The organism is Pseudoxanthomonas sp. PXM02 (assembly GCF_014851805.1).
Classification (GTDB): Bacteria; Pseudomonadota; Gammaproteobacteria; order Xanthomonadales; family Xanthomonadaceae; genus Pseudoxanthomonas_A.
The window spans coordinates 718,176-742,888 of the sequence record NZ_JACVAK010000002.1 but is presented as its reverse complement, the minus strand read 5'-3'; the positions used below and the strand labels follow the sequence as shown (position 1 = coordinate 742,888).

Genomic DNA, 24,713 nt, shown 5'->3' with positions numbered 1-24,713 from the left:
GGCGGGACGCGGCATCGTCGCAGAGCGGGGGCCGGCGTCGCTGTGACCGCCGCCGCACAACCCGCCGCTGCGCACGCGTCTACCGGCCGCCGCTGGCGAGGCCATGCTAGCGCCGGTCACACGGATGGACCATGCTTGGCGCTCCGCCGGCACGCCCGTTCCCGCATGAGTCCACTCCTGATCCTGTCCTTCGCGCTGCAGATCGCCTGCTGCGTGCACGTGGTACGTACCGGACGCCCGTTGTACTGGGTCTTCATCCTGCTGGTGTTCTCGTTCCTCGCGGTGATCATCTACTTCATCGCCGAAATCCTGCCCGATCTGCGCCACAACCCGTCCGCACGACGCACGGTGCGGAACGTGCGCAACCGCATCGATCCGGATCGCGACCGCCGCGACGCCGCCAAACTGCTGAAAGCCTCGGACACACCGGAGAACCGCCGGCGCCTGGCTGAAGAAAGCCTGCGCAGCGGCGACTACGCGCAGGCCTCTGAACTCTTTGAGCAGGCCTTGAAAGGTCTGTACGCCACCGACCCGGACCTGATGCTGGGCATGGCGAAGGCCCAGTTCGGCCTGGGCGAATCGGCGAAGGCGCGCGCGACGCTGGATGCGCTGATCGCGGCGAATCCCGGCTTCCGGTCGGCCGATGGCCATCTGCTCTACGCGCGTGCGGTCGAAGACACCGCCGACGCGGCCGCGGCCATCCATGAGTACGAAGCCGTAGTGCAGGGCTACCCGGGCGAGGAAGCGCGCGCCCGTTTCGGCCTGCTGTTGAAGCGCCAGGGCGAGCACGCCCGCGCGCGCAGCGTGTTCCAGGAAATCCTCGACCGCTCCGATGCCGCGCCCAAGTACTACCAGCGCGAACAGCGCGACTGGATCGACGTGGCCAAGCGCGAACTGGCGGCGCTGCCGCGCACCTGAGTCGCCTCAGCGCAGCCGCGCCACGACCTTGCCCGTGATGTCTTCGCGTCGCGTCATCGACTGCAGCCGGCTGTCGAGGCTGTTGTCACGATTGTCGCCCATCATGAAGTAGTGCCCTTCAGGCACCCGGACCGGCGCGAACGTCAGCGCGTAGTCCGTGCGGACGTTCTCCCGCGCGACGTAGGGCTCCTCCAACGCGACGCCGTCGATGTACACCCTTCCCTCGATGATGCCCACGGTTTCGCCCGGCAGACCGACGATGCGTTGCAGCCACACATCCCCTTCGCGTTCCGGCGGAAGCAGGGACACGACATCGCCGCGCTGTGGCGCGTGCCGGGTGTAGTAACCCGCACGCGTCACCAGCACCTGGCCGGGCACGATGCCCGGCAACATGCTGGACGAAGGAACGCGATACAGGCCGTGTCCCAGCACACGCTGCCGAGGGTCCATCGAGCGAACGCCGAACGGATTGGACGCATACATCACCACCAGAACGGTGGGAACAAGGAAGACCAGCACCATCAGCACGCGGACGAGGGAACGACGCAGACGGGACATAGTTCCCCGGTGACAGGATGGAGGTGGCGGGCAGCATGCCGCAGATGCGCTCGTCCCGCATCCGCTCGCCGTGCGGCTCGCGCTTGATCGCAATCAAGGCGCTCGCGGCCGGAGCGCGCCATCCTGCCGCTGCGGTCCGCTTTGCCGCGATGCCGGGAGACGACATGGATCTGCTTTCGATGCCCTGGTGGTGGCTACCGACGGCGCTGTTCGCCCTGCCTCTGGCCGCCGTGCTGCTGGTCAACCGCTGGCGCTTCCATCGCAACGGCGCCAGCCAGCATCTGGTACTGGGTCTGTTCGTATCCGCCTGCTGGGTGGGCGCCGTGATCGTGATCCTGCAGCGCGTGCAGTAGCGTCAGGCCGCTGCGCGTTCGCCCGCTGCCGCATCCTTCTGCTGGCTGAGGTTTTCCTCGGCGCGCAGATAGACCAGGTGCATGGCCTCGCCCGGCGTGGCGGTCGCCGCACCCACCAGCAGCGACAGTCCTTCCCGCTGGCCGGATTTCTGCGCCGCCGTGCGCAGCGCCTGCACGCGTGCCTCCAGCCCGTCCCCGTGCAGCAAGGCGATGTATTCGGCGCTGTCGGTCACGCGACTGACATGGTCGCCGAGTTCCGGCTTCACGCAGGCGTCGAACTCCGGCGCCATGCCCTGCAACTGCCGCTCCAGCGCGCGATCGCCGAGCCGGCGCGCGGCGTCGGCCATGCCCTGCAGCTCGATGATCGCGACCGCATAGGCCGGACCCGTCGCGGCTGGCGCCGCGCCGGCGGTGGAGGCTTTCGTCGCGCCCTGCGATGGCGTGTCGGCCTGCAGTGCAGCCATGGCGTGCGCTTCATGCTGCGCACGATGCGCATCGAGCAAGGCCATGGTGACGCGCGCCAGCGACCGCAGCGATGCCTTCTGCTGCCCGCTCAGCCGCCGGGGCTGGGTGTCGACCACGCAGACGGTACCGAGGGCCTCGCCGTCGCCGGTCACCAGCGGCATGCCGGCATAGAAACGCGCCTTCAGGTCGCCCGTGACGATGGGGAACTGGTTGAAGCGCGCGTCCTCGCTGAGGTCCTGGATCTCCAGCAGCTCATCAGGCTGTCGGATCGCGTGGTCGCAGACGGCGGTGTCGCGCGTGGTCTCGTGGTCTTCCAGTCCCAGGCGGGCCTTGAACCACTGGCGGTCGCGGTCGATCAGCGACACCACCGCGATCGGCGTGCCGCACAGTGCGGCAGCCACCTGCACCAGATCGTCGTAGACGGTGGCGGGCAGGCTGTCCACGACGTGGTAGCGATCGAGCACGTGCTGGCGCTGGCGTTCCTGCGCGGATGTGGAGGCGGTCGAGGCCGTCATGCGTTCTCCTTCGTATCGATGTCGCCACCATGATCGCCAGACCCCGGTTCAGACGCCGTCAACGCCGCGTCGATCGCGGGATGTGACCGGCTGCACATCGTTCGCATCGCCGCTAGCATGGGCGCATGCATCGTCCCGACGCCGCTCCGCTTGTACTGCCACCTCCGCCGGTGACGGGACGCGTGTGGGTGGCCTTCAGCGGCGGACTGGATTCGACCGTGCTGCTGCATCGGCTGGCGCAGGATCCCGTCGTGCGTGCAGGCGGACTTCATGCCATCCACGTGCACCACGGCCTGCACCCGGACGCGGATGCTTGGGCCGAGCATTGCGCCGCGTTCTGCAGGACGCTCGACGTGCCTGTGCAAGTGCACCACGTGCGCGTCGACACGAGCCTCGGCGACGGCATCGAAGCCGCGGCGCGGCGCGCACGGCATGCGGCCTTTGCGGAGGTGATGCAGGCGGGCGACATCATCGCCCTCGCCCATCATCGCGATGATCAGGCGGAGACCTTCCTGCTGCGCGCCTTGCGTGCGTCGGGACCGGACGGCCTCGCGGCAATGCGCCCGTGGCGCGCGTTCGCGTCGGGATGGCAGTGGCGACCGCTCCTGGAAGTGCCGCGCACGACATTGCAGGCGTATGCGGACGCGCATGCCCTGCGCTGGATCGAGGATCCCAGCAACGCGAGCACCACACTCGACCGCAACTTCCTGCGTCACGCGGTGCTGCCGCTGCTGCGGCAACGCTGGCCGCATGCGGACAGTGCGTTTGCGCGCAGCGCCGCCCTGAGCGGCGAGGCCAGCGATCTGCTGGTCAGGCAGGACCGCGCACTGCTCGCCACTGCCGCCACCGCGGACCCCGCCGCACTGGATGTCGCAGCGCTGCATGCTGCCGACACGGCCGCGCGTGCTCGCGCGCTGCGGTGCTGGATCGAAGGCTTGTCGCTGCCTCCGCTGCCTGCCGAAGGGGTGATGCAGATCGAAGCGCACCTGCTGGACGCACGCGTCGATGCCCAGGCCGAATTCGCCTGGCAGGACGCAGTCGTGCGGCGCTGGCGGGGGCTGCTGCATGCCGAGCGCCGACGCCCCGGGTTGCAGGAGGACTGGGAGGCCAAGTGGACCGGCACTGACGTACTGCCGTTGCCCGACGGCGGGACCCTGTCGCTGGAAGGCGAGGGCCCCGGATTCGAGACGCCCCTGCGGGTGACCGCGCGCCGTGGTGGCGAACGCATCGCCCTGCCCGGCCGGCGGCATCGGCATGCACTGAAGGACGTGCTGCAGTCGCTGGGCGTCCCGCCGTGGGAACGGCTCCAGCTGCCCCTGCTGTGGCAGGAGGACGCGCTGTGGTCGGCGGGCGACCTGGTTCTCTCTGCCGACAGCGACGCTTGGCTGCGTACACACGGTCGGCGCCTGGTGTGGCGCCGCGGCTGATCTCAAGCCGGGTTTGACCTGACCGCAGGCGATCCCCACACTTGCCGCATGGCAAAGAAGACTCCCGCCGACGCCTCGCCCGTCGCCCATTTCGAACAGTCGCTGGACGAGCTCGAGCAGCTGGTCGAGAAGATGGAGCATGGCGACCTCAGCCTGGAAGCCTCGCTCGCGGCTTACGAGCGCGGCGTGGGCCTGTACCGGCAATGCCAGTCCGCACTCGAACAGGCGGAACTGCGCGTACGCCTGCTCAGCGACCCCGAACGCCCGGAGAGCGGCGAACCGTTCGCCCCCGCACCCGATGGCCGCTGACCCCCGCTTCGCCACCTGGGCGACGGGGCTGGAAGACCACCTGGATCGGGCGCTGCCGCCCGCCGATGCTGCCCCGCAACGCCTGCATGCCGCCATGCGCCACGCCGTGCTGGGCGGCGGCAAGCGCATGCGCGCCCTGCTCGTCTACGCGAGTGGCACGCTGCTGGGTGCGACCGAAGCCGCCCTGCACGCGCCGGCGATCGCGGTCGAACTGATCCACGCCTACTCGCTGGTGCACGACGACCTCCCGGCAATGGACGACGATGACCTGCGTCGCGGCAAGCCCACCGTGCACATCGCGTTCGATGAAGCCACTGCGATCCTCGCCGGCGACGCCCTGCAGACGCGCGCGTTCGAACAATTGGCCGCGGCGGATGCAGCCCCGACGCTGCGCGTGGACTGGCTGGCGACCCTGGCACAGGCCTCCGGCGCAGCCGGCATGTGCGGTGGTCAGGCGCTCGATATCGATGCCACCGGCACGCTGCAGTCGCTCGATGACCTGCAGCGCATGCATGCGCTGAAGACCGGCGCGCTGATCCGCGCCGCCGTGCGCATGGGCGCCCTCGCCGGTGGCGCCGACGACGGAACGCTCGCACGGCTCGACGATTTCGCGTCCGCGCTCGGCCTGGCGTTCCAGGTGCGCGACGACATCCTCGACATCGAGGCCAGCTCGGCCCAGTTGGGCAAGACCGCCGGCAAGGACGTCGCCCAGGCCAAGTCGACCTACCCGGCCCTGCTGGGCATGGAGGGCGCGAAGGCCAAGCTGGCGGAACTGGATGCGCGCATGCGCGAGGCGCTGGCGCCGTACGACGATCGAGCCGACGCGCTACGTGCGCTCGGCGATCTCGCGATCCATCGCACGCATTGAACGACGGCATGAAAAAAGCCCGGCATTGCCGGGCTTTTTTCTTCCGCGCGAAGATCGCTTACTTGATCAGGCGCAGGGCGAACGGATAACGGTAGGCTTCGCCGTTGCTGACCTTGATCGCGGCGATGATCGTCAGCACCAGCCAGGCGATACCCACGAGGAACAGCAGCAGCAGGCCGATCACCACCAGCGTCAGGATGCCGGAGATGATCGCGGCGATCAGGATGGTGATGTTGAAGTTGAGCGCTTCCTTGCCCTGGTCGTTGACGAAGGGCAGCGTGTCCTTCTTGATCAGCCAGACTACCAGCGGGCCGAGCAGGTTGCCGAACGGGATGATCAGACCGACGAGCGAAGAGAGGTGCGCGAAGAGCGCCCACTGCTTCTCTTCGGCGCCCGGGCTGCCGGACGGCGGCGGAGGCGGTGCGGTGACGTTGTCGAATTCGCTCATGCAGGATTCCCCATGGATGGTGGTAGGGCTGTCGAGTACCACGGCTCCGCCGTGGACTCCGCTTGCCAAGCATAACGGGAATCCGTGTCGCGGCGGGTCACCTCACGCGCGCGGGACCTATTCGCCCGCGACCGTCATCCGGCCGACCAGGACGGAGCCGACGCCTACGTGCGAGCGGCGGTCTACGTCGTGGCCCACGGCCTCGATGCCGGCAAAGATCGTCTTGAGGTTGCCGGCGATGGTGATGCCGTCCACCGGATAGGTCAGCACGCCGTCCTCGACCCAGAATCCGGCCGCACCGCGCGAATAGTCACCGGTCACGCCGTTCACGCCCTGCCCCATCAGCTCGGTGACCAGCAGTCCGTTGCGCATGCCCGACAACAGATCCTGGAAGCCGCCCGCATTGGCCTTCACCTGCAGGTTGTACACGCCGCCCGCATTGCCGGTGGTCTGCAGCCCCAGCTTGCGCGCCGAGTAACTGCCCAGCACGTAACGCTCGAGCACGCCGTCGCGGATCAGGTGCGAGCGTTTCGTCGCCACGCCCTCGGCATCGAAGGCCGACGAGCGCAGCCCGTGCAGCAGCAGGGGCTGCTCTTCGATGGCGAACCAGTCCGGGAAAATGCGCTGGCCGACGTGGTCGAGCAGGAAGCTCGCCTTCCGGTACAGCGCACCGCCGGAGACGGCGCCCAGCAGATGACCGATCAGCGAGCGCGCGACCTCTGCCGAGAACAGCACGCGGTACTCGCCGGTCGCCAGCGAGCGCGGCTGGAGGCGCGACACGGTGCGCTCCGCGGCCTTGCGGCCGATGGCTGCCGGGTCTTCCAGTTCAAGGTGCGACAGCGCCGTGCTGTACCAGCCATCGCGCTGCATGCCATCGCCCTGCCCCGCGATCAGCGCGCAGCCGATCGTGTGCTGCGTGTCGCGCTCGCGGCCGATGAAACCGTGCGAGTTGGCGTACACCGACAGACTCTCGCCACTGCCGACGGATGCGCCGTCGGAATTCTCGATGCGGGCGTCGGCATCGCGCCCGGCCGTCTCGCAGGCCAGCGCGAGATCGACGGCGTGGTCCATCTCGAGTGCCCACGGATGCCATACGTCGAGATCGGGAAAGTCCGACGCCATCAGCGCCGCGTCGGCGAGGCCGGCGGCATCGTCGTCCTCGGTGTAGCGCGCGATCGCGCAGGCCTGTGCCACCGTGGCCTCGAGGCTCTCCTCGCGCAGGTCGGCCGTGCTGGCGCTGCCCTTGCGCTGTCCGAAGTACACGGTCACGCCGATGCCGCGGTCACGCGTGGACTCCACGGTCTCCACATCGCCCAGTCGCACGTTGACGTTGAGGCCGGTCTCTTCGCTGCAGCTGACTTCGGCCTGGGTGGCGCCATGCGCCCGCGCGCGCTCCAGCAGGCGCTGGGACAGCGCCTCCAGGCGTTCCAGCCGGGCGAGGCTGTCGTCGGAAGAAGTCAGGGCGGTGGCGTTCAATGCTTTATCCTTGTGTCCTGTGATCGGCGCCCAGGCGCCGGATCGGTATTTGATCAGGCTTCCGCCCCTGGCGGCGGAAGCGATAGAGAGGCTTCACCATGCGCGGACGCGACCCCGAAACCGGCGAATTCCTGAGCCCCAGCCGCACCCAGCAACGGGGCGAAGCACTGGAGATCCGCAGCCTGGCCGAGAAACTGGTCGCGTTGCCGGCCGCGCAACTGGCGCGCCTGCCGATTCCCGAAGACCTGATGCCGCACATCGTGGAGACGCAGCGAATCACGTCGCACATCGCGCACAAGCGCCAGTTGCAGTTCCTCGCCAAGCAGATGCGGCGCGAGGAAGACGAGGTGCTGGAAGCGATCCGCGACGCGATGGACGAAGGCGGCGAAGCGGCGCGGCGCGAGACCGCGATGCTCCACCAGGCCGAACAGTGGCGCGACCGCCTGCTGGCCGACGGCGACCAGGCGCTGGCGGACCTGCTGGATGCGTTTCCGACGGCCGACCGGCAGAAGCTGCGCCAACTCGTGCGCAACGCCCTCGACGAGAAGGCGAAGAACAAGCCGCCGCGCGCCTTCCGCGAACTGTTCCGCGAACTGCGCGAGCTGCTGGCCGATGCCAGCGCTGCGGACGACACTGACGACGAAGACGCCTGACGCACGCGCGCCAGCCTGCGCGCTCACGCTTTCGTCCCACCCACCGTCAGGCCTTCGATCAGCAACGACGGTTGGCCCACGCCCACCGGCACGCTCTGGCCATCCTTGCCGCACACGCCGACACCCTGGTCGAGCGCCAGGTCGTGGCCGACCATCTTCACCTTCTGCATGGTCTCCGGGCCGTTGCCGATCAGCGTGGCGCCCTTCACCGGCGCGGTGATGCGGCCATCCTCGATCAGGTAGGCCTCGGTGGCGGAGAACACGTACTTGCCGCTGGTGATGTCGACCTGGCCGCCGCCGAAATTGACCGCGTACAGCCCCTTCTTCACCGAGCGGATCATGTCTTCCGGATCGTGCTGCCCGGCCAGCATGTAGGTATTGGTCATGCGCGGCATCGGCAGGTGCGCGAACGATTCGCGGCGACCGTTGCCGGTCGGCGCCACACCCATCAGGCGTGCGTTGTGCGTGTCCTGCATGTAGCCCACCAGCACGCCGTCCTCGATCAGCGTGGTGCAGTTCGTCGGCGTGCCTTCGTCGTCGATGTTGAGCGAACCACGGCGACCCGGCAGCGTGCCGTCATCGACGATGGTGACGCCCTTCGATGCGACCTGCTGGCCCATGCGACCGGCGTACACGCTGGTGCCCTTGCGGTTGAAGTCGCCTTCCAGACCGTGGCCGACCGCTTCGTGCAGCAGCACGCCCGGCCAGCCGCTGCCCAGCACGACCGGCATCACGCCGGCGGGCGCATCGATCGCCTCCAGATTCACCAGCGCCTGACGCAGCGCCTCGCGTGCGAGGTCTTCCGGCTTGCCATCGGCGAACAGTTCGGCATACCCGTAGCGTCCGCCCATGCCGGCATAACCGGATTCGCGGCGACCGTTCTGTTCGACGATCACCTGCACGTTCAACCGCACCAGCGGGCGCACGTCGGATGCGAGCACCCCGTCGCTGCGCGCGACCAGCACGGTGTCGATGCCGCCGGACAGACTGACGGTGACCTGCTGCACGCGCGGATCGGCCGCACGCAGGAAACGGTCCACCGCTCGCAACGCGTCGACCTTGGCGTCGTTGCCCATCGCATCGATGGGATCGTCGCCGACATACAGCGCGCGACCGCCGCTGCGCACCAGCGTGCGTGGCGCATGCGCGGCGCCGTCGCGGGCAATGGCGCGCGCGGACTTCGCCGCACCCAGCAGGGCCTGCGCATTGATGTCGTCGGAGTACGCGAAGCCGGTCTTTTCACCGGAGATGGCACGCACACCGACGCCCTGCTCGATCGAGTGCGCACCGTCCTTGACGATGCCGTCCTCGACGGTCCAGCTCTCGCGGCGGGCGTGCTGGAAATACAGGTCACCGAAATCGATGCCTGGCCCCAGCAGTGTGCCGAGCGCACGGTCGAGGCCGGACGGGTCCAGGCCGGCGGGCAGGAGGAGACGGGTTTCGGCGAGCGTGATCGGCAGGGTCATGTCATTACCATGGGGGCGAAGCACGCCTGCGGCAAGCGTGGGCGTGGCGCGACGGGCGTCAGGGCGCGCCGGCGCGGTCGGTGTCCTTGTCGTCGTTGCGGGCGCGCGACTGCTCGCGTCCCACCACTTCGACCTTGGGCGATTTCCAGGGGCCGGTGACGCGGTAGGTCTTGGCGCCCATCTCGGCCAGCGGCTTCTTCAGCACCGCATTCGCCACGGCACCGACGGCGGCACCGATGGGACCCGCCGCCACAGCACCGACGGCCGTCAGCACGTTGGCGGATTTCGGCTTCACGTCGACGGTCTGGTCGAACCGTTCGCTGCGCAGGTCGGTATCGCCGCGGATCGCGATTTCGGCCGCGGGGCCGTCGATCATCAGGTTGTCGCTGCGCGCCAGCCCGCCGTCGATGCGGATGTCGCCGTCGATGCGGTTGAACGCGAAGCCCTTGGCGAAGAAGTCGCTGAAGTCCAGCATCAGTCGCCGCCTGACTTCCGCCACGCTCAGCAGGCCCAGCACGCGGCCTGCGCCCGGTTCCACTTCCAGCAGATGACCATCGCGGACGGCGAGCTTCACGCTGCCATCCAGCGCGGCCAGCCGGAACGTGGCCGGACTGCCGGGCCAGCCGGCCTCCGCGGTGATCTGGCCGTGGCCGCCCCCCACGCGATCACCCAGTCCGAGGTCATCGAACAGCACGCCGAAATTCTCGCTCTTCACCTCGGCCGCGAAGCGCGTGCGCGCCGCGTCGCCGGTGCCGGTCCACTGGCCGTGCACGTCGATCTGCTGACCGGGCGAGCGCAGCTGGAGCTGATCCACGTACATGCCGTCGGCCTGCTGGCGCGTGCGCAGCTTGGCCGTACCCAGCCGGGCGTCGCCGAACCGCAGATCCTCGACCTCCAGCGACAGCGGTGGCACCGCGGCGGGATCGATGTCGTCAGTGGCGCTGCGAGCGGCGTTATCGGTCGCCGTCGCACCCGACGGCGTGGCCTTGCGCCAGTGCAGGCGCGCGAGCTTGCCCGCGATCGGAGCGCCCTTGGCATCGGGCACCAGCAGCGCCCCAGACAACGCGTCGCCATCCAGCGATACCGCCAGCGCCTGCTGCGCTGGCGCGAGCTGCAAACGCGTATCGGGGAACACCGAGCCGATCATCAGCAGGCGCTCGGCGGTGACATCGATATGGCGCAACGGCAGACCGTCGCCTTCACCACCGCCACGCGCAACGGCTACCCATTCCATCGCATCCAGCGTGCCGGCGCGGCCGGTGGCCACCAGGCCCGACGCGGGCGGCGCGTCCTTCACGCCATCGCTGCCCAGCACCACGCGCACGCCGGTCTGGCCATTGCTGTTGCGTGCGCGCAGCGCCAGCAGATCGCCGAACGCCACATCGATCTCGCCACTGCCCATCGGCAGCGGCGCTCGCACCGTCGTCGCCAGTGGCGTGCCCGGCGACTTGCGCATCGGCGCCGGCAGGCTCATGGCCGTGCCGACCAGGTCCGAGGTCAGGCTGAGTTGCGTGGGCGGTGACACGGCGCCGGCCGGTGAGCGCGGAATCGTCACGCCGACCGTCCATTGCGAGCGCCCCTCCATGTAGGGCTTCAACCACGCCATTTCGGGCGCGCGATCGAGCAGTCGGTCCGCGTCCACGACGGCCGCCAGATCGGCTTCGAACGCCTGGTTGCGATCGCGCGTACCGCTGCCCGCACGCAGGCCCAGCACGCCGTCCTGCCCCTCGTACACGACCTGCAGCGGCCCGGAGGCGAAACCGCCATCGTCGTACTTCGCCTTGCCGCGCACGTTGTCGAACACCAGATCCCAGCGTGTCTCGGACAGTCGCGCGCCCTTCAGATCCACGGTGCCGGCCAGCTTCTTGCGTGCCTGCTCGTCAGCATGCAGCGGCTGCAGCAGGTCGAACGTCGCGCTTACCGGTCCCTTGGCCTGCAGGTGGTCCAGGGTCTCGCCATAGGTCGCGTGCAACGGACTCCGCCGCAGCAGTGCGAGCAGTCGACCGGCATCGGTATCGGTCCGCGCGGCGATCTTCAGGTCACCCGCGCCGAAGTCGGCGATGCCGGCCTGGAAGGCGGGAATCGCCACCTCGCCCAGTGCACCACGTCCCTTCAGTTCGAAGCCGTTGCCGATGAAGGCGATGTCGGCATCCACCTGTTCCAACTGCGGCCACGCCGGCTGGAACTTGAACTGGCCACGTTCGATGTGCGCCACCGCTTCGAAACGGCCGTTGTGGTCGGTGAACGGCCAGTCGTCCAGATCGCCACTGACGATCGCGCGCCCGTTGCGAACGGTGCCGCCGACGAGCGCGGCATTCAGCCAGTCGACGGCCGCCTTCGGCATCTTGTGGTGGATCCAGAAACCTTTCGCCACCGGCACCGGCGCGTCCGCCAGATTCGCCGCCAAATCGATCCAGGGCCGCGTCCCGTCACCCTGGAACCACATGCCGCCGCGCACGTCGGCCGCGTACTCCTTGCCCTGCACGTGCAATGCCGAGGTGCCGACACGCCAGCCATCGCCTTCGCGCCAACCAAGGATGTCGCCCTGCAGGCGCACGTCGTGCACCACCGCGAATCCGCTGGGCCAGTCGAAGCGCATGTCGGCCGTCGGGTCCAGTGACAGGCGGAAACCGGCCGCGTCGCCGTCGAAGTCGCCCGACAGGCCGCTCAATCCCGGCGCATCGCCCACCGCCTTGAACGCGATGTCGCGCAGTTGCCCTTCCGCGTGCAGCGTGCCGTCCTTGCGACCCGCCAGCGTCAATCGCGCCAGGCGCGCACCGGGCTGCGCCTGCACCAGCCAGCGGCGCAGGCCGGCATCGACCTTGTCGCTGAGTCCCAGCACCGCGAACAGCGGTGCAGCGTCCACCTGATCGGCGAGCACGGCGTAACGCTCGCCACCGGCGAGCACCAGACCATCGAGCGTCTGCACGGCCGGCGCCGTGCCGACGCGCAGATGCGGCGCATCAAGCCGCCAGCCCCCGGACACCAGCCGCCAGCGCATGCGGCCCTCCATCTGCTCGAACGCGATACGCGTGGGCGCCGCAGAGTCCGGCAACGGTGCGCCGCGCAATCCTACTTGGCGCAGGCGCGCGTCGGCGGTCACCAGCACCACGCGATGCTGGCGCAGTTCCGTCCATGCCTGCACACGTCCGTTACCACGCTCGGCGACCACGCCGGCGTAGCGAAGCAGCGGCGCCCAGGCGCCGATATCCTCCGCGGACACGTCCAGGTACGCGCGTCCGTCGCCGGCCTTGCGGTCGAAGTCCACCGCCACGTTCAGCGGCGCGGCGTCCTTGCGGATCCAGGCGCGCGTGCCTGCGCGTACGCGATCACCCTGCACGCGCAGGCGCAGATCGATCTCGGGCAGGCGGATGTCCCAGCCGAGCGATGGCGCGACGATGGCGAGCTTGCCGTCGATCACCTGCAGTTCGCCCAGGCCTTCGAGGCTCTGCAGCGGATCGCCGCTCGCCTGCTGCTGGCCCGGCAGGCCGCGCACGGCCCACTTGCCATCGTCGCCGCGCTGCAAGGTCAGCGACAGGCCGCGCAGTCGAAGTTCGGTAAAGGAGCGGCCGGGCAACAGTCCGCCGTACATCGAGACCAGCACTTCGGCCTGGCCGATGCGCACACCGTTGTCGCCTTCACCCAGGCGCAGGCCATCGAGCTGCAGCAGGGGCCCGCGTCGCGTCCACTGCGTTTTCACCGCATCGAAGGCGACCGGTCGTCCCGCACGCTCGCTGAGCCATGCCGCGATGCGATCCGGATGCCGTTCGGCCAGCGGCAACACCTGGCTGGCGATGCCGAGCACCACGGCCATGCACACCAGCACCACCGCGATGCCATAGACGGCACCCCGGCGGGCCAGGCGCAGGCGGCGGCGCAGCGGCGTGGGCATTACGCGCCCGCCCTGCCCCGTGCGTCAGAGCAGGACGACATCGAACTGCTCCTGCAGGTACTGCTCGTCGGCCTGGAAGCGGATCGACTTGCCGAGGAATTCCTCCAGCTCCGCCACTGCGGTCGATTCCTCGTCGGTGATGCGGGCGACGACCTTCGGCGAGGCGATCACCAGCAGGCGCGCGGCCTCGAACTGGCGCACCGCACGAGTGATCTCGCGGAAGATCTCGTAGGTGACGGTTTCGGTGGTCTTGATGCTGCCGCGACCGCTGCACTCCGGGCACGGCTCGGACAGCTGGCGCGCCAGGCTTTCCACCGTACGCTTGCGCGTCATCTCCACCAGGCCCAGCGGCGAGAACTCGTAGACCGTGGTCTTGGCATGATCCTTCGCCAGCGACTTCTCCAGCGTGCGCAGCACCTGACGACGGTGCTCGGGATCATCCATGTCGATGAAGTCGATGATGATGATGCCGCCCAGGTTGCGCAGGCGCAGCTGGCGCGCGACGGCCTGCGCCGCTTCCAAGTTGGTGCGGTAGACGGTCTCTTCCAGATTGCGCTGACCGAGGAACGAGCCGGTGTTCACGTCGACCGTGGTCATCGCTTCGGTCTGGTCGATCACCAGGTAGCCACCGGATTTCAGCGGCACCTGCTTGTCCAGCGCGCGGCCGATCTCGTCCTCGACACCGTAGAGATCGAAGATCGGGCGCTCACCGCTGTAGAGCTCGATCCGTTCGGCGAGCACTGGCATGTACTTGGCAACGAAGGCCTGCAGGCGTTCGTGGGTTTCCTTCGAGTCGACCTTCACCTTTTCCACATCCTTGCGGATCAGGTCGCGCACCGCGCGCAATGGCAGGCTCAGGTCTTCATACAGGATGCTGCACGAGGGGGATTCGCGTCCGCGCCGTTCGACGACGTTCCACACGCGCGACAGATAGGCGATGTCCTCGGCGAGCGCTTCGGCCGGCTGGCCTTCGGCATTGGTGCGGATGATGTAGCCGTGACCACCATGCAGGCCCGCCAGTTCGGTGACGACCTGCTTCAGGCGATGGCGTTCGGCTTCGTCCTCGATGCGCGCCGACACGCCGATGACCTTCGACTGCGGCAGCAGCACCAGGTAGCGCGATGGGATGCTGATCTGCGTGGTCAGGCGCGCGCCTTTGCTGCCGATCGGGTCCTTCACCACCTGCACCACGATGTCCTGCCCGTCGCGCAGCAGGTCCATGATCGGTGCCGGCGGCGGCGCGGGCAGCACGGCTTCTTCGCCATCGACCACCGCGCCGGGCGACGAACGCACGATGTCGTTCGCATGCAGGAACGCAGCGCGATCCAACCCGACTTCGACGAACGCGGCCTGCATGCCGGGCATCACGCGCTGCACCTTGCCCTTGTAGATATTACCCACCACGCCGCGGCGCCAGCCACGTTCGATGTGCAGCTCCTGCAGCATGCCGTTCTCGATGACGGCAACGCGTGTCTCGCGCGGGGTGACGTTGACGAGGATCTCTTCCGACATGGGTTCCTTCCCTCAGGCTGACGCGGCGGCGGTGGCCGTCGGATGGATGCCGAAGTCGCGAAGCAACCGGGCGGTTTCGTGCAGCGGCAACCCCATGACGGCCGAGTAGCTGCCGGCGAGGCGGGTGACGAACTGTTCCGCGCGCCCCTGGATGCCGTAGGCGCCGGCCTTGCCCATCGCCTCGCCGCTGGCGACGTAGGCGGCGATCTCGTCCTCGTCCAGATCAGCGAAGCTGACCTCGGTGACCACCAGCGCCTGCGCCTCGCGCGATGCGCTGACCACGGAGACCGCCGAGACGGCCTGGTGCGTGCGTCCCGACAGGCGTCGCAGCATGGCGGCGGCATCGGCCTCATCGACCGGCTTGCCGAAGACCTCATCGCCCAGGATCACCTCGGTATCGGCCCCCAGCACCACGGCACCGGGCGTGGCGACGACCTTCAGCAGGCCGGCACCTGCCTTCTCGCGGGCCACGCGGCGGACGTAGTCGGTGGCCGGCTCGTTGGGCTGGCGGTGCTCGGGAATGTCGAGGTCGATGCGTCCGAAGGACAGTCCCAGGCGGGTCAGCAGTTCGGCGCGGCGGGGGGATTGGGAAGCGAGGTAGAGCATCGCGGAAGAATAACCCGCGGCGCCTGACTGAATGGTCGCTGATGCCGGCCCGAAACCCATAACCCTGCGCCGGATCACGGCGCGTTCATGTCATCGTGAACACCCTCTCGCGTCGACGACCGGGTGCCCGCACCACCCCCAACACGAAAAGGAGATCCCATGCGCCTGCCCCTGATCCGCCCCCTGCTGCTCGCCCTGACCCTGTCCCTCGGAACCACTGCCGCCATGACCTCCTCTGCCCAGACCGCCCCGGCCTACGCCATTCCGGCCGATGGCACCCTGCTCAACGTGTCGGCGCAGGCCGAAGCCTCGCGCGTTCCAGACATCGCCACGATCTCGGCCGGTGTCGTCACGCAGGCGGTCGACGGCAACACCGCCATGCGCCAGAACAGCGAGCAGATGGCCAAGGTCGTGGCCGCCATCAAGGCCGCGGGCATCGCCGACAAGGACGTGCAGACCAGCGGGATCAGCCTCAACCCGCAGTACCGCTACGCCGAGAACGAGGCACCGAAGATCACCGGTTACCAGGCCAACAACACCGTCAGCATCAAGGTCCGCGACATCGCCAAGCTCGGCAAGGTGTTGGATGCGCTGGCCGGCGTGGGTGCCAACCAGATCAACGGCCCCAGCTTCGAGATCGACAACCCGGAACCGGTCTATGACGAAGCCCGCGTGGCCGCACTGAAGAAGGCCCAGGCCCGTGCCGAGACCTACGCCAAGTCGCTGGGCCTGAAGGTGCGCCGCATCGTCAGCATCTCCGAGGGCAACGGCGGCTTCCGCCCGATGCCGATGATGGCCATGGCCAAGATGGAAGCCCGCGACGCGGGCGGCGCACCGCCGGTCTCGCCGGGCGAAACCACCGTCTCGATCAACCTGGACGTGGTGTTCGAACTGGGCAAGTAAGCCCTGCTTCCATGCTTCCGACGACGGCGCCCTGCGGGGGCGCCGTTTTCGTTCCGGGACCGGATCACCGGACTACGCCGAAGGTCGAACCCGGCCCCTCTTGCGAACGCCATCCGCCGGAGTACAGTCTGGACGTGCGGCGCCGGGACGTTGCAACCCCACTCCTCGCGGCCGAGCGTTGTTCCGTTCACAGCCCTCAAGGAGGTGGATCATGGTTCGCGCACTACCCCACGGTTCCGATACCCGCATCGACATCGGCCGCATCGCCGCCATCGCGGCCGCCATCGCGGTCCACGCCGCCGCCCTGCTCATGCTGCTGATGCCGATGGCGGCGCCCACCGTCACGCCGACGGTCAGGCAGAAGCCGATCGTCCACTGGTACGACAGGGAGAAAGTGGAACCGGAGAAGCCGGTCGAAGCCCAGATCGTGAAGCCGACCACGCCCAAGCCCGTCGAGCCGCGCCCGGCAGTGAAGCCGGTCGAAGACCAGAAAGTCATCGACGTTCCCGTCATCGTGGACAGCGGCAGCGAGCGCGCCGTCGATACCGCTACACCCGTGATCGACAGCGGCGACACCGGAGGCGTGGGGCTGCCCGCAGGCCCAATGCCGTCGGCCACGCTGGAGTACGTCCACGCCACATCGCCGCGCTACCCGATCGCCGAACTGCGCGGCGGCATCGAGGGAACCGTCATCCTGCGCGTGCTGGTGGACATCGACGGCAAGCCCGCGACGGTGACGGTCGAAACCAGCAGCGGCAACCGCAACCTGGACCGCGCCGCGCTCCAGCACGTGCTGAAGACCTGGCGCTTCAAGCCCGCCATGCAGAACGGACAGGTGGTGCAGGCCTACGGCCTGGTACCGATCGCCTTCAGCCTGCAGTGAGAGGCGATGCATGAACAGGAAGCCCGCCGAAAGGCTGGCTTCTTGGTTGTTCACTCACCGGCGGGCTCAGGCGCGATGGTAGGGATGATTGGCCAGCATCGCGGCTGCGCGATAGACCTGTTCGGCGACCACCAGCCGCACCAGCATGTGCGGCAGGGTCAGCGGACTGAGCGACCACTTTTCATGCGCCGCCGCCAGCACGTCGGGCGCATGTCCTTCAGGACCGCCGATCAGCAGCGCGATGTCGCGTCCCAGCGTGCGCCAGTGCTCCAGCCGCTGCGCGAGTTGCTCTGAGGAATACGGTTTTCCCGTCACTTCCAGCGCCACGATATGCGCACTCTTTGGCAACGCGGCCAGTACCCGCTTCCCTTCATCCTCGATCGCACGCTGCGGATCACGTCCCTTGCCGCGGAGACCTGGCTCGATCTCGACGAGCTCGAACGGCAGCCAGTGCGACAGGCGCTTCTGGTACTCGGCAAAGCCCTGCGCGACCCAGGTCGGCGCACGCTCGCCGGTGGCAATGAGGCGACATTTCATGACGGCATGATAGCGAGCAGGCTGTCCCGCAAACGACGACGGCGCCACTCGGGCGCCGTCGGATCAATCCAAGAACCGCATCAGAGCCGCGATTCGTCCGCCGTCTCGACGTCTTCCGGCGGCTGGTCGCCGACGGTCCACAGGCGCTCGAGTGCGTAGAACTCGCGCACACGCGGCAGCATGACATGGACGATGACGTCACCCAGGTCGACCAGTACCCATTCGGCTTCGCGCTCGCCTTCGACGCCCAGCGGCATCACGTCGAGCTTCTTGGCGAATTTCACCACTTCGTCGGCGATCGACTTCACGTGGCGGGTGGAGGTGCCCGAGGCGATCACCAGGTAGTCGGCGACGCTGGACTTGCCGCGCACGTCGATCTCGACGACATCCTTGGCTTTCAGTTCCTGCACCGCCGCGTGCACGGTGGCAAGCAGGTCCGGCAGGGCCGGGGGCGGGCTGGGGAGGCGGGTCTTGATGACGTGGGCTTGGCTGGACAAAGGCTTGGTGGCTCCGGGAACTCGGTCGGGATTATAGCGGAGCCGCGTCGGCGGCCCGTGAGACGTAGAGCCTTTCGTCGGCAATGGCGTCTGCCACCTGCGGCGGAACCAGATGGCGCCAGGCCTTGCCCGCGCCGATGCGACGACGGATCTCCGTGGCCGATTCCGGCTGCAGGGGCTGGTGCAGGCGGTACACACGTCCTGCCGGTGAGCGGTGCAGGTACGCCGGATGGTCGGTCCAACGGCCTTCCAAGGCCTCCATCAGGATGGGAGAAAGACCGGCATCGAGGCCACTGCCTGGCCGGTCGGCGACGATGAAGTGCGCCAGATCGAACAGCTCGGACCACGCCTTCCACGTCGGCAGGCCCAGCAGGCTGTCCGCACCGATCAGCAAGGCGACCGGTACCGCATCGCCCTGCTCGGCCCGCAACTCCCTCAGCGTCTCGACCATGTAGGAGCGCGCTTCGGGATCGCGCGCGGCGCGCACGAGTTCGCGCCGGTCGACGCAAAGACCAACCTCATCCTTCACGGCGAGGTCGAGCAGATGGACGCGCTGGATGGCGGTGGCGCCGGGAGGCGCGCGGTGCGGCGGATCGGCCGCCGGCATCAGGTGGATCGGCACGCCGAACGCGGCATGTGCCGCACGCGCGATGGCCAGATGTCCGTTGTGGACGGGGTCGAACGTGCCGCCGTAGAGGATCCGCAGCATCGCCCGGGTCAGGCGACCAGCAGGCGCACGGCCTTCGCATCCGCGATGGCCAGCAGCAGCCGCTCCAGCCCGACCCAGGCGTCGCCATCGCCCCGCCCCTTGGCGGTGCGGTCGATCTTCGACGCCTCGGCGACGAAACGGTCCCACCGCGCCGGCGCGGCGTGGCGTTGCAGCGCGCGCTTGAACGGCGCCTGCTTCGCTTCCCAGATGCCTTGCGATTTCATCTCGGCGGCAAGATTGCCGCCGTTGGCCTGCACGCGCGCCAGCGTCGCCGTGCGCAGCAGTTCCTTGACGATCATCGGCATCAGCCCGGCCACGACATCGCCTTCGGCACGCAGGCCGGCGAGGATGCGCGAGACCTGCGCACCCTGCCCCGCCAGCACGGCGTCGGTCAGGCGGAACACGTCATAGCGCGCCGCGTTGGCGACCAGCGACTCCATGCGTTCGACATCCAGGGTCTGTCCATCGCTGAGCAGGGCCAGCTTGTCGATTTCCTGCGCGGCGGCGAGCAGGTTGCCCTCTACACGGTCCGCCAGCAGCTGCACGGCGTCACGGTCGGCACGGAGACCCTTGCTGCGCAGGCGGCTTTCGATCCAGCCGGGCAGTTCATGCGGCTTGATCGCCCAGGCCACCGCCAGCACGCCGACCCGCGTGACCGCATCGCTCCATTTGCCCTGATAGGCCTTGCCCCATTCCCCTGCGGTGATCAGCAGCACCACGTCAGGAGGCGGATTGGCGCAGAACGCACTGATCACTTCGGCGCCCTCCTTGCCCGGCTTTCCGCCGGGCAGGCGCACCTCGACCAGCCGCTGCGCACTGAACAGGCTGGGCGCATTGAAGCTCGCTTCCAGTTGGCCCCAGTCGAAATCGCGCCCGTCGGCATCGAAGACTTCTCGTTCGCCGATCCCTTGCGCACGCGCATGGGCGCGCACCGCATCGGCGGCTTCGAGTACGCGCAGCGTTTCCGGTCCCGCGATCAGGTAGACCGGCAGCAGCGGCTCGGACGTGCCGCGCGCCGCCAGCTGTTCCGGCTTGAGTTCCATCAGGGAGCCGGGTTCACCTGGCCCGAGCGCACCACGCCGTCGACGCGGCGCAGGATCGACGCGGCCATTTCACGACGCAGTTCGTCGGCCAGCACTTCGCGTTCGGTCGTGGTGCCGGTGGCGTTGTCGGGCTGCGACACGTAATCACGCGACAGCTCGACAACCTGCTGCGGCACCAGGTCGGTGCCATCCGCGCGCTTGAAAACGAACACCACCGCGTAGCGCAGCGTGTACTCCTGCGATCGGCCGAACTGGTCCACTGCGATCGGCAGGTCGCCCCAGCGTTCGGAGACGACGCGCAGCGTCGCGACCTGTGTCCCGGAGGCCGCGGTGTCTTCTTCACCGATCGGGGCCGCCAGCGTGCCGCCGGCAGCCTGCAGGCCACGCGACAGGCTGGTCACCAGCGCACTGTAGGACGTCGACGACGACGTGACGCGGACCGGGCCGAGATCGGCCGGCAGCGCGATCTTGTTGCGCAGGTGGAACCCGCACCCGGCGAGGAAGACCAGGGCGAAGACGAGGAGAGGCAGGCGGAATCGGATCATGGGCGAAGTCTGGACGAGCCTGTCATGGGCGGCAAGAGCGTAGCCCGACCGGAGGTGAACACCGGGGCAAGACGCCTGCCGTCCCTCATCCGGCCACGATGTTGACGATCTTGCCCGGCACCACGATGACCTTGCGGATCTCCAGCCCCTCGAGGAACTTGGCCGTGTTGGGCTCCGCCTTGGCCAGCGCCTCGACCTGGTCGCGCGGTGCATCCGCCGCCACTTCGATGGTGCCGCGCAGCTTGCCGTTGACCTGCACCGCCAGCGTCACCGAATCACGGACCAGCGCGTCGGCATCGACCTGCGGGAACGCAACGTCCTCGATCAGCGCTTCGTCGTGCCCCAGCGCCTGCCACAACGCATGGCTGGCATGCGGCGTGATGGGATTGAGCAGCAGCACGGCCGCTTCCAGCGCTTCCTGGCGCACCGCGCGCCCTTGCGGGGACGCATCGTCGAACTTGCCCAGCAGGTTGGACAGTTCCATCACCGCGGCAATGGCGGTGTTGAAACTGTGGCGTTTGCCGTAGTCGTTGCCGACCTTGTCGATGGTCTCGTGCGTCTTGCGACGGACGGCCTTCTGGTCGGCCGTCAATGCAGCCACGTCGAGCGTCGTCGTCGCGCCGTCGGCGGCATGCTTCTGCACCTGCGTCCACAGGCGGCGCAGGAAGCGCGCCATGCCTTCCACGCCCGCCTCGTTCCACTCCAGTGACTGCTCTGGCGGCGCCGCAAACATCGAGAACAGGCGCACCGTGTCGGCTCCGAACTTGTCGACCATCGACTGCGGATCGACGCCGTTGTTCTTCGACTTCGACATCTTCTCGACCGGGCCGATCTTCACTGGCTGGCCGTCGGCCTTCAGCGTGGCACCGACCACGCGCGCCTTGTCGTCGCGCTGGATCTCGACGTCGACCGGGTTGATCCAGTCCTTCGAGCCGTCGGTGTTGTCGCGGTAGAACGTCTCGGCGATCACCATGCCCTGCGTCAGCAGATTGGTGGCCGGCTCATCGCTGTCCACCATGCGCGCGTCGCGCAACAGCTTGTGATAGAAGCGGAAGTACATCAGGTGCAGGATCGCGTGCTCGATGCCGCCGATGTACTGGTCCACCGGCAGCCAGTAGTTGCCGCGCTTGTCGACCATGTCCTTCGCGCCCGGCGAGGTGTAGCGCGCGTAGTACCAGCTCGATTCCATGAAGGTGTCGAACGTGTCGGTCTCGCGCTCGGCGGCCGCGCCGCACTGCGGGCACTTGGTCTTGCGCCACTCGGGATCGGCCTTGATCGGCGATTTCACGCCGTCGAGGGTGACGTTCTCCGGCAGCACGACCGGCAGGTCGGCATCCGGCACCGGCACCGCGCCACAGCTGTCGCAGTAGATCACCGGGATCGGGCAACCCCAGTAGCGCTGGCGGCTGACGCCCCAGTCGCGCAGGCGGTAGTTCACCCGACGCTGGCCCTGGCCCTTGCGCTCGAAGCGCTCGGCCAGTGCCTCGAAGGCGCCACGGTAATCCAGGCCGTCGAACTCGCCCGAATTGACCAGTTCCAGGTCATCGCGCGTCTTGTCGCCGTACCAGTCGCGCCAGGTGGTGGCGTCGTAGGTCTTCTCGTCGTCGTTCTTCGGCGCCTTCAGCGCGATGACCTGCTGGATCGGCAGCGCGTACTTGGTGGCGAACTCGAAGTCGCGCTGGTCATGGCCGGGGACAGCCATGACTGCGCCAGTGCCGTAGCCCATCAGCACGAAGTTGGCGACCCACACCGGCACCTTGTCGCCGGTGATCGGATGGACCGCGCGCAGGCCGGTATCCATGCCGCGCTTTTCCTGCGTTTCCAGTTCCGCCTCGGAGACGCCACCGTGCTTCAGCTCTTCCAGGAACGTCGCCAGTGCCGGATTCGACGCCGCCGCCTTCAGCGCCAGCGGATGCTCGCCGGCGATCGACACGAAGGTCACGCCCATCAGCGTGTCGGGACGCGTAGTGAACACCGTCAGCGGCTCGTTACCCTCGACGGCGAACTGGATTTCCAGGCCTTCCGAACGACCGATCCAGTTGCGCTGCATGGTCTTGACCGCATCGGGCCAGCCCGGCAGATCATCCAGGCCGTCCAGCAGTTCCTGCGCGTAGTCGGTGATGCGCAGGAACCATTGCGGAATCTCGCGCTTCTCGACCAGCGCGCCGCTGCGCCAGCCGCGGCCGTCGATGACCTGCTCGTTGGCCAGCACGGTCTGGTCGACCGGGTCCCAGTTCACCACGGAGTTCTTGCGATAGGCCAGGCCCTTGCGCAGCAGGCGCGTGAACATGCGCTGCTCGTGCACGTAATAGTCGGGACGGCACGTGGCGAACTCGCGCGACCAGTCGATGGCGTAGCCCAGCAACTTCAGCTGGCTGCGCATGTGCTCGATGTTGGCGTAGGTCCACTTGGCCGGCGCCGTCTTGTTCTTGATCGCGGCGTTCTCGGCCGGCAGGCCGAACGCGTCCCAGCCCATCGGCTGCAGCACGTTGTGGCCGGTCATGCGCTTGTAGCGGCTGATCACGTCGCCGATGGTGTAGTTGCGCACGTGGCCCATGTGCAGCGCACCCGACGGGTACGGCAACATCGACAGGCAGTAGTACTTGGGCTTGTCCGACTGCTCGTCGACCTCGAAGGCGCGCCGGGCCTCCCAGAAGGACTGGGCCTGGGATTCGACGGTTTTCGGGTCGTAGGAAGCGGGTTCGGCGGCAGTGGACATGGCGATGTGCGGCAGCAGTAACGGCAAAGCCGCCAAGGGTACCGCAGCGCACCATGCCCCGCCACGCCAGCGGGTAGCATGGGCGGGTCGAAACCGGGGAACCCATATGACCAAGACCTTGCTCGCCCTTGCCATGGCCGCCGCCGGCCTGCCCGCTGCCGCGCAGACCGCCACGCCCGCCACCCTTGCCCTGCATTGCGATCGCCTGTTCGATGCCCGCAGCGGCAAAGTCCTGGGCGAGCACACGGTGCTGGTGAGGGACGGCAAGATCGCCGAGGTCATCCCGGGCCGCGCCAAGCTGGCCGATGCCGAATCCATCGTCCTGGCCGACCGCACCTGCACGCCCGGCTGGACCGACCTGCATGTGCACCTGGGCAGCGAATCCAGCCCTCAGAGCTATTCGGAGGGCTTCCGGCTGGATCCGGTGGATTACGCCTTCCGCTCGGTGGGGTACGCCGAGAAGACCTTGATGGCCGGCTTCACCAGCGTGCGTGACCTCGGCGGCGAAGTGGCCCCTCACCTGCGCGACGCGGTCAGCCAGGGTCTGGTGAAGGGGCCGCGCATCTTCGCGGCCGGCAAATCGATCGCCACCACCGGCGGCCATGCCGACCCGACCAATGGCTTCAACGACCGCCTGTCGCACCTGCTCGGCCCGCCGGGCCCGACCGACGGCGTGATCAATTCGCCCGAAGAAGCCCGCCAGGCCGTGCGCCAGCGCTACAAGGACGGCAGCGACGTCATCAAGATCACCGCCACCGGCGGCGTGCTGAGCTACGCCAAGTCCGGCGATGCGCCGCAGTTCGTCGTCGACGAGGTGAAGGCGATCGTCGACACCGCGCGCGACTACGGCTTCCGCGTCGCCGCTCATGCGCACGGCAAGGAAGGCATGAAGCGCGCCATCGTTGGCGGGGTGACCAGCATCGAGCACGGCACCTACATGGACGACGAGATCATGCGGCTGATGAAGCAGCACGGCACCTGGTACGTGCCGACGATCTACGCCGGCCGCTTCGTGGCGGAGAAGGCGAAGATCGACGGCTACTTCCCGCCGGTCGTGCGCCCGAAGGCCCAGCGCATCGGTGCGCTGATCCAGGAGACCGCCGGCAAGGCCTACCGCAACGGCGTGAAGATCGCCTTCGGCACCGACATGGGCGTCGGCCCGCACGGCGACAACGCGCGCGAATTCCTCTACATGGTCGAAGCGGGCATTCCCGCGAACGTGGCGCTGCAGGCCGCGACCATCCGCGCCGCGGAAGTGCTGGGCGTGGACGACCAGGGCGTGATCGAGGTCGGCAAGCGCGCCGACATCGTGGCGGTGCCGGGCGACCCGGTGGCCGACATCAACGCGGTGCTGAAGGTCGACTTCGTGATGAAGGACGGCAAGGTGTATCGCCGTCCGTAAGTCGCGCTG

General features: G+C 68.2%; 23 protein-coding genes. 9 read left to right on the top strand and 14 right to left on the bottom strand.

The window, feature by feature from the left end; genetic code table 11:
* Positions 1-165: 165 nt before the first annotated feature.
* The gene (locus tag IB225_RS12240; RefSeq protein WP_192311500.1) at positions 166-918 is read left to right on the top strand and encodes a tetratricopeptide repeat protein; all 753 of its coding nucleotides are present in this window, start codon (positions 166-168) and stop codon (positions 916-918) included.
* A 6-nt stretch (positions 919-924) separates the two neighbouring features.
* On the opposite strand, the gene lepB is transcribed toward IB225_RS12240, so the two are convergent.
* Positions 925-1,476 (bottom strand): signal peptidase I, encoded by a 552-nt coding sequence (lepB, locus tag IB225_RS12235; protein ID WP_192311499.1) that lies wholly within the window; start codon positions 1,474-1,476, stop codon positions 925-927.
* Positions 1,477-1,640: 164 nt separating this feature from the next.
* Here lepB and IB225_RS12230 point away from each other — a divergent pair, with 164 nt between their 5' ends.
* The gene (locus IB225_RS12230; protein ID WP_192311498.1) at positions 1,641-1,829 is read left to right on the top strand and encodes a hypothetical protein; all 189 of its coding nucleotides are present in this window, start codon (positions 1,641-1,643) and stop codon (positions 1,827-1,829) included.
* Between the two features lie 2 nt (positions 1,830-1,831).
* Here IB225_RS12230 and IB225_RS12225 read toward each other — a convergent pair whose 3' ends face one another.
* A complete protein-coding gene (locus IB225_RS12225; RefSeq protein WP_192311497.1) occupies positions 1,832-2,809 on the bottom strand; it encodes a GAF domain-containing protein in 978 nt (325 codons plus the stop codon).
* Between the two features lie 125 nt (positions 2,810-2,934).
* Here IB225_RS12225 and tilS point away from each other — a divergent pair, with 125 nt between their 5' ends.
* The 3 genes from tilS to IB225_RS12210 are packed head-to-tail and all read left to right on the top strand — an operon-like array spanning position 2,935 to position 5,413.
* Entirely contained in the window at positions 2,935-4,236 is a 1,302-nt protein-coding gene (tilS, locus tag IB225_RS12220) for a tRNA lysidine(34) synthetase TilS (protein WP_192311496.1), read from the top strand.
* Positions 4,237-4,284: 48 nt separating this feature from the next.
* On the top strand, positions 4,285-4,545 hold the full coding sequence (locus IB225_RS12215) for an exodeoxyribonuclease VII small subunit (protein ID WP_192311495.1): 261 nt from the start codon (positions 4,285-4,287) through the stop codon (positions 4,543-4,545).
* Positions 4,535-5,413 carry a polyprenyl synthetase family protein gene (locus IB225_RS12210; protein WP_192311494.1) on the top strand — a complete coding sequence of 293 codons (879 nt, stop codon included), beginning with the start codon at positions 4,535-4,537 and terminating at the stop codon, positions 5,411-5,413. The genes IB225_RS12215 and IB225_RS12210 overlap by 11 nt, the downstream gene beginning before the upstream one ends.
* Positions 5,414-5,471: 58 nt before the next feature.
* On the opposite strand, the gene IB225_RS12205 is transcribed toward IB225_RS12210, so the two are convergent.
* Both IB225_RS12205 and pmbA read right to left on the bottom strand, forming a co-directional pair.
* Positions 5,472-5,861 carry a DUF4870 domain-containing protein gene (locus IB225_RS12205; protein WP_192311493.1) on the bottom strand — a complete coding sequence of 130 codons (390 nt, stop codon included), beginning with the start codon at positions 5,859-5,861 and terminating at the stop codon, positions 5,472-5,474.
* Positions 5,862-5,978: 117 nt separating this feature from the next.
* Positions 5,979-7,337, bottom strand: a complete 1,359-nt coding sequence (pmbA, locus tag IB225_RS12200) for a metalloprotease PmbA (protein ID WP_192311492.1) — start codon at positions 7,335-7,337, stop codon at positions 5,979-5,981.
* 98 nt (positions 7,338-7,435) lie between these two features.
* On the opposite strand from pmbA, the gene yjgA reads away from it, so the two are divergent.
* Complete coding sequence (gene yjgA, locus IB225_RS12195) at positions 7,436-7,990, top strand: ribosome biogenesis factor YjgA (RefSeq protein ID WP_192311491.1); 555 nt, start codon at positions 7,436-7,438, stop codon at positions 7,988-7,990.
* A gap of 23 nt (positions 7,991-8,013) precedes the next feature.
* On the opposite strand, the gene tldD is transcribed toward yjgA, so the two are convergent.
* The 4 genes from tldD to IB225_RS12175 are packed head-to-tail and all read right to left on the bottom strand — an operon-like array spanning position 8,014 to position 15,466.
* Complete coding sequence (tldD, locus tag IB225_RS12190; RefSeq protein WP_192311490.1) at positions 8,014-9,456, bottom strand: metalloprotease TldD; 1,443 nt, start codon at positions 9,454-9,456, stop codon at positions 8,014-8,016.
* Between the two features lie 58 nt (positions 9,457-9,514).
* Entirely contained in the window at positions 9,515-13,348 is a 3,834-nt protein-coding gene (locus IB225_RS12185; protein ID WP_192311489.1) for a YhdP family protein, read from the bottom strand.
* 24 nt (positions 13,349-13,372) lie between these two features.
* Positions 13,373-14,860: a ribonuclease G gene (rng, locus tag IB225_RS12180; RefSeq protein WP_192311488.1), complete on the bottom strand. Its 1,488-nt coding sequence runs from the start codon at positions 14,858-14,860 to the stop codon at positions 13,373-13,375.
* A 12-nt stretch (positions 14,861-14,872) separates the two neighbouring features.
* Positions 14,873-15,466 (bottom strand): Maf family nucleotide pyrophosphatase, encoded by a 594-nt coding sequence (locus IB225_RS12175; protein ID WP_192311487.1) that lies wholly within the window; start codon positions 15,464-15,466, stop codon positions 14,873-14,875.
* 159 nt (positions 15,467-15,625) lie between these two features.
* Here IB225_RS12175 and IB225_RS12170 point away from each other — a divergent pair, with 159 nt between their 5' ends.
* Entirely contained in the window at positions 15,626-16,369 is a 744-nt protein-coding gene (locus IB225_RS12170) for an SIMPL domain-containing protein (RefSeq protein ID WP_192311486.1), read from the top strand.
* A gap of 211 nt (positions 16,370-16,580) precedes the next feature.
* Positions 16,581-17,252, top strand: a complete 672-nt coding sequence (locus IB225_RS12165; RefSeq protein ID WP_192311485.1) for an energy transducer TonB — start codon at positions 16,581-16,583, stop codon at positions 17,250-17,252.
* Positions 17,253-17,318: 66 nt separating this feature from the next.
* On the opposite strand, the gene rlmH is transcribed toward IB225_RS12165, so the two are convergent.
* The 6 genes from rlmH to leuS all read right to left on the bottom strand — a co-directional run bounded on the left by rlmH (position 17,319) and on the right by leuS (position 23,302).
* Positions 17,319-17,789: a 23S rRNA (pseudouridine(1915)-N(3))-methyltransferase RlmH gene (rlmH, locus tag IB225_RS12160; protein WP_192311484.1), complete on the bottom strand. Its 471-nt coding sequence runs from the start codon at positions 17,787-17,789 to the stop codon at positions 17,319-17,321.
* Between the two features lie 80 nt (positions 17,790-17,869).
* Complete coding sequence (gene rsfS / locus IB225_RS12155) at positions 17,870-18,286, bottom strand: ribosome silencing factor (RefSeq protein WP_056878289.1); 417 nt, start codon at positions 18,284-18,286, stop codon at positions 17,870-17,872.
* 31 nt (positions 18,287-18,317) lie between these two features.
* Positions 18,318-18,995: a nicotinate-nucleotide adenylyltransferase gene (nadD, locus tag IB225_RS12150; protein WP_192311483.1), complete on the bottom strand. Its 678-nt coding sequence runs from the start codon at positions 18,993-18,995 to the stop codon at positions 18,318-18,320.
* A gap of 8 nt (positions 18,996-19,003) precedes the next feature.
* Positions 19,004-20,038: a DNA polymerase III subunit delta gene (gene holA, locus IB225_RS12145; protein ID WP_192311482.1), complete on the bottom strand. Its 1,035-nt coding sequence runs from the start codon at positions 20,036-20,038 to the stop codon at positions 19,004-19,006.
* Positions 20,038-20,583, bottom strand: a complete 546-nt coding sequence (gene lptE, locus IB225_RS12140; RefSeq protein ID WP_192311481.1) for an LPS assembly lipoprotein LptE — start codon at positions 20,581-20,583, stop codon at positions 20,038-20,040. Before lptE ends, holA begins: the two co-directional genes overlap by 1 nt.
* Positions 20,584-20,668: 85 nt before the next feature.
* Entirely contained in the window at positions 20,669-23,302 is a 2,634-nt protein-coding gene (gene leuS, locus IB225_RS12135) for a leucine--tRNA ligase (RefSeq protein ID WP_192311480.1), read from the bottom strand.
* Positions 23,303-23,408: 106 nt separating this feature from the next.
* On the opposite strand from leuS, the gene IB225_RS12130 reads away from it, so the two are divergent.
* Entirely contained in the window at positions 23,409-24,704 is a 1,296-nt protein-coding gene (locus IB225_RS12130; RefSeq protein WP_192311479.1) for an amidohydrolase family protein, read from the top strand.
* The last annotated feature ends 9 nt before the right edge of the window (positions 24,705-24,713 follow it).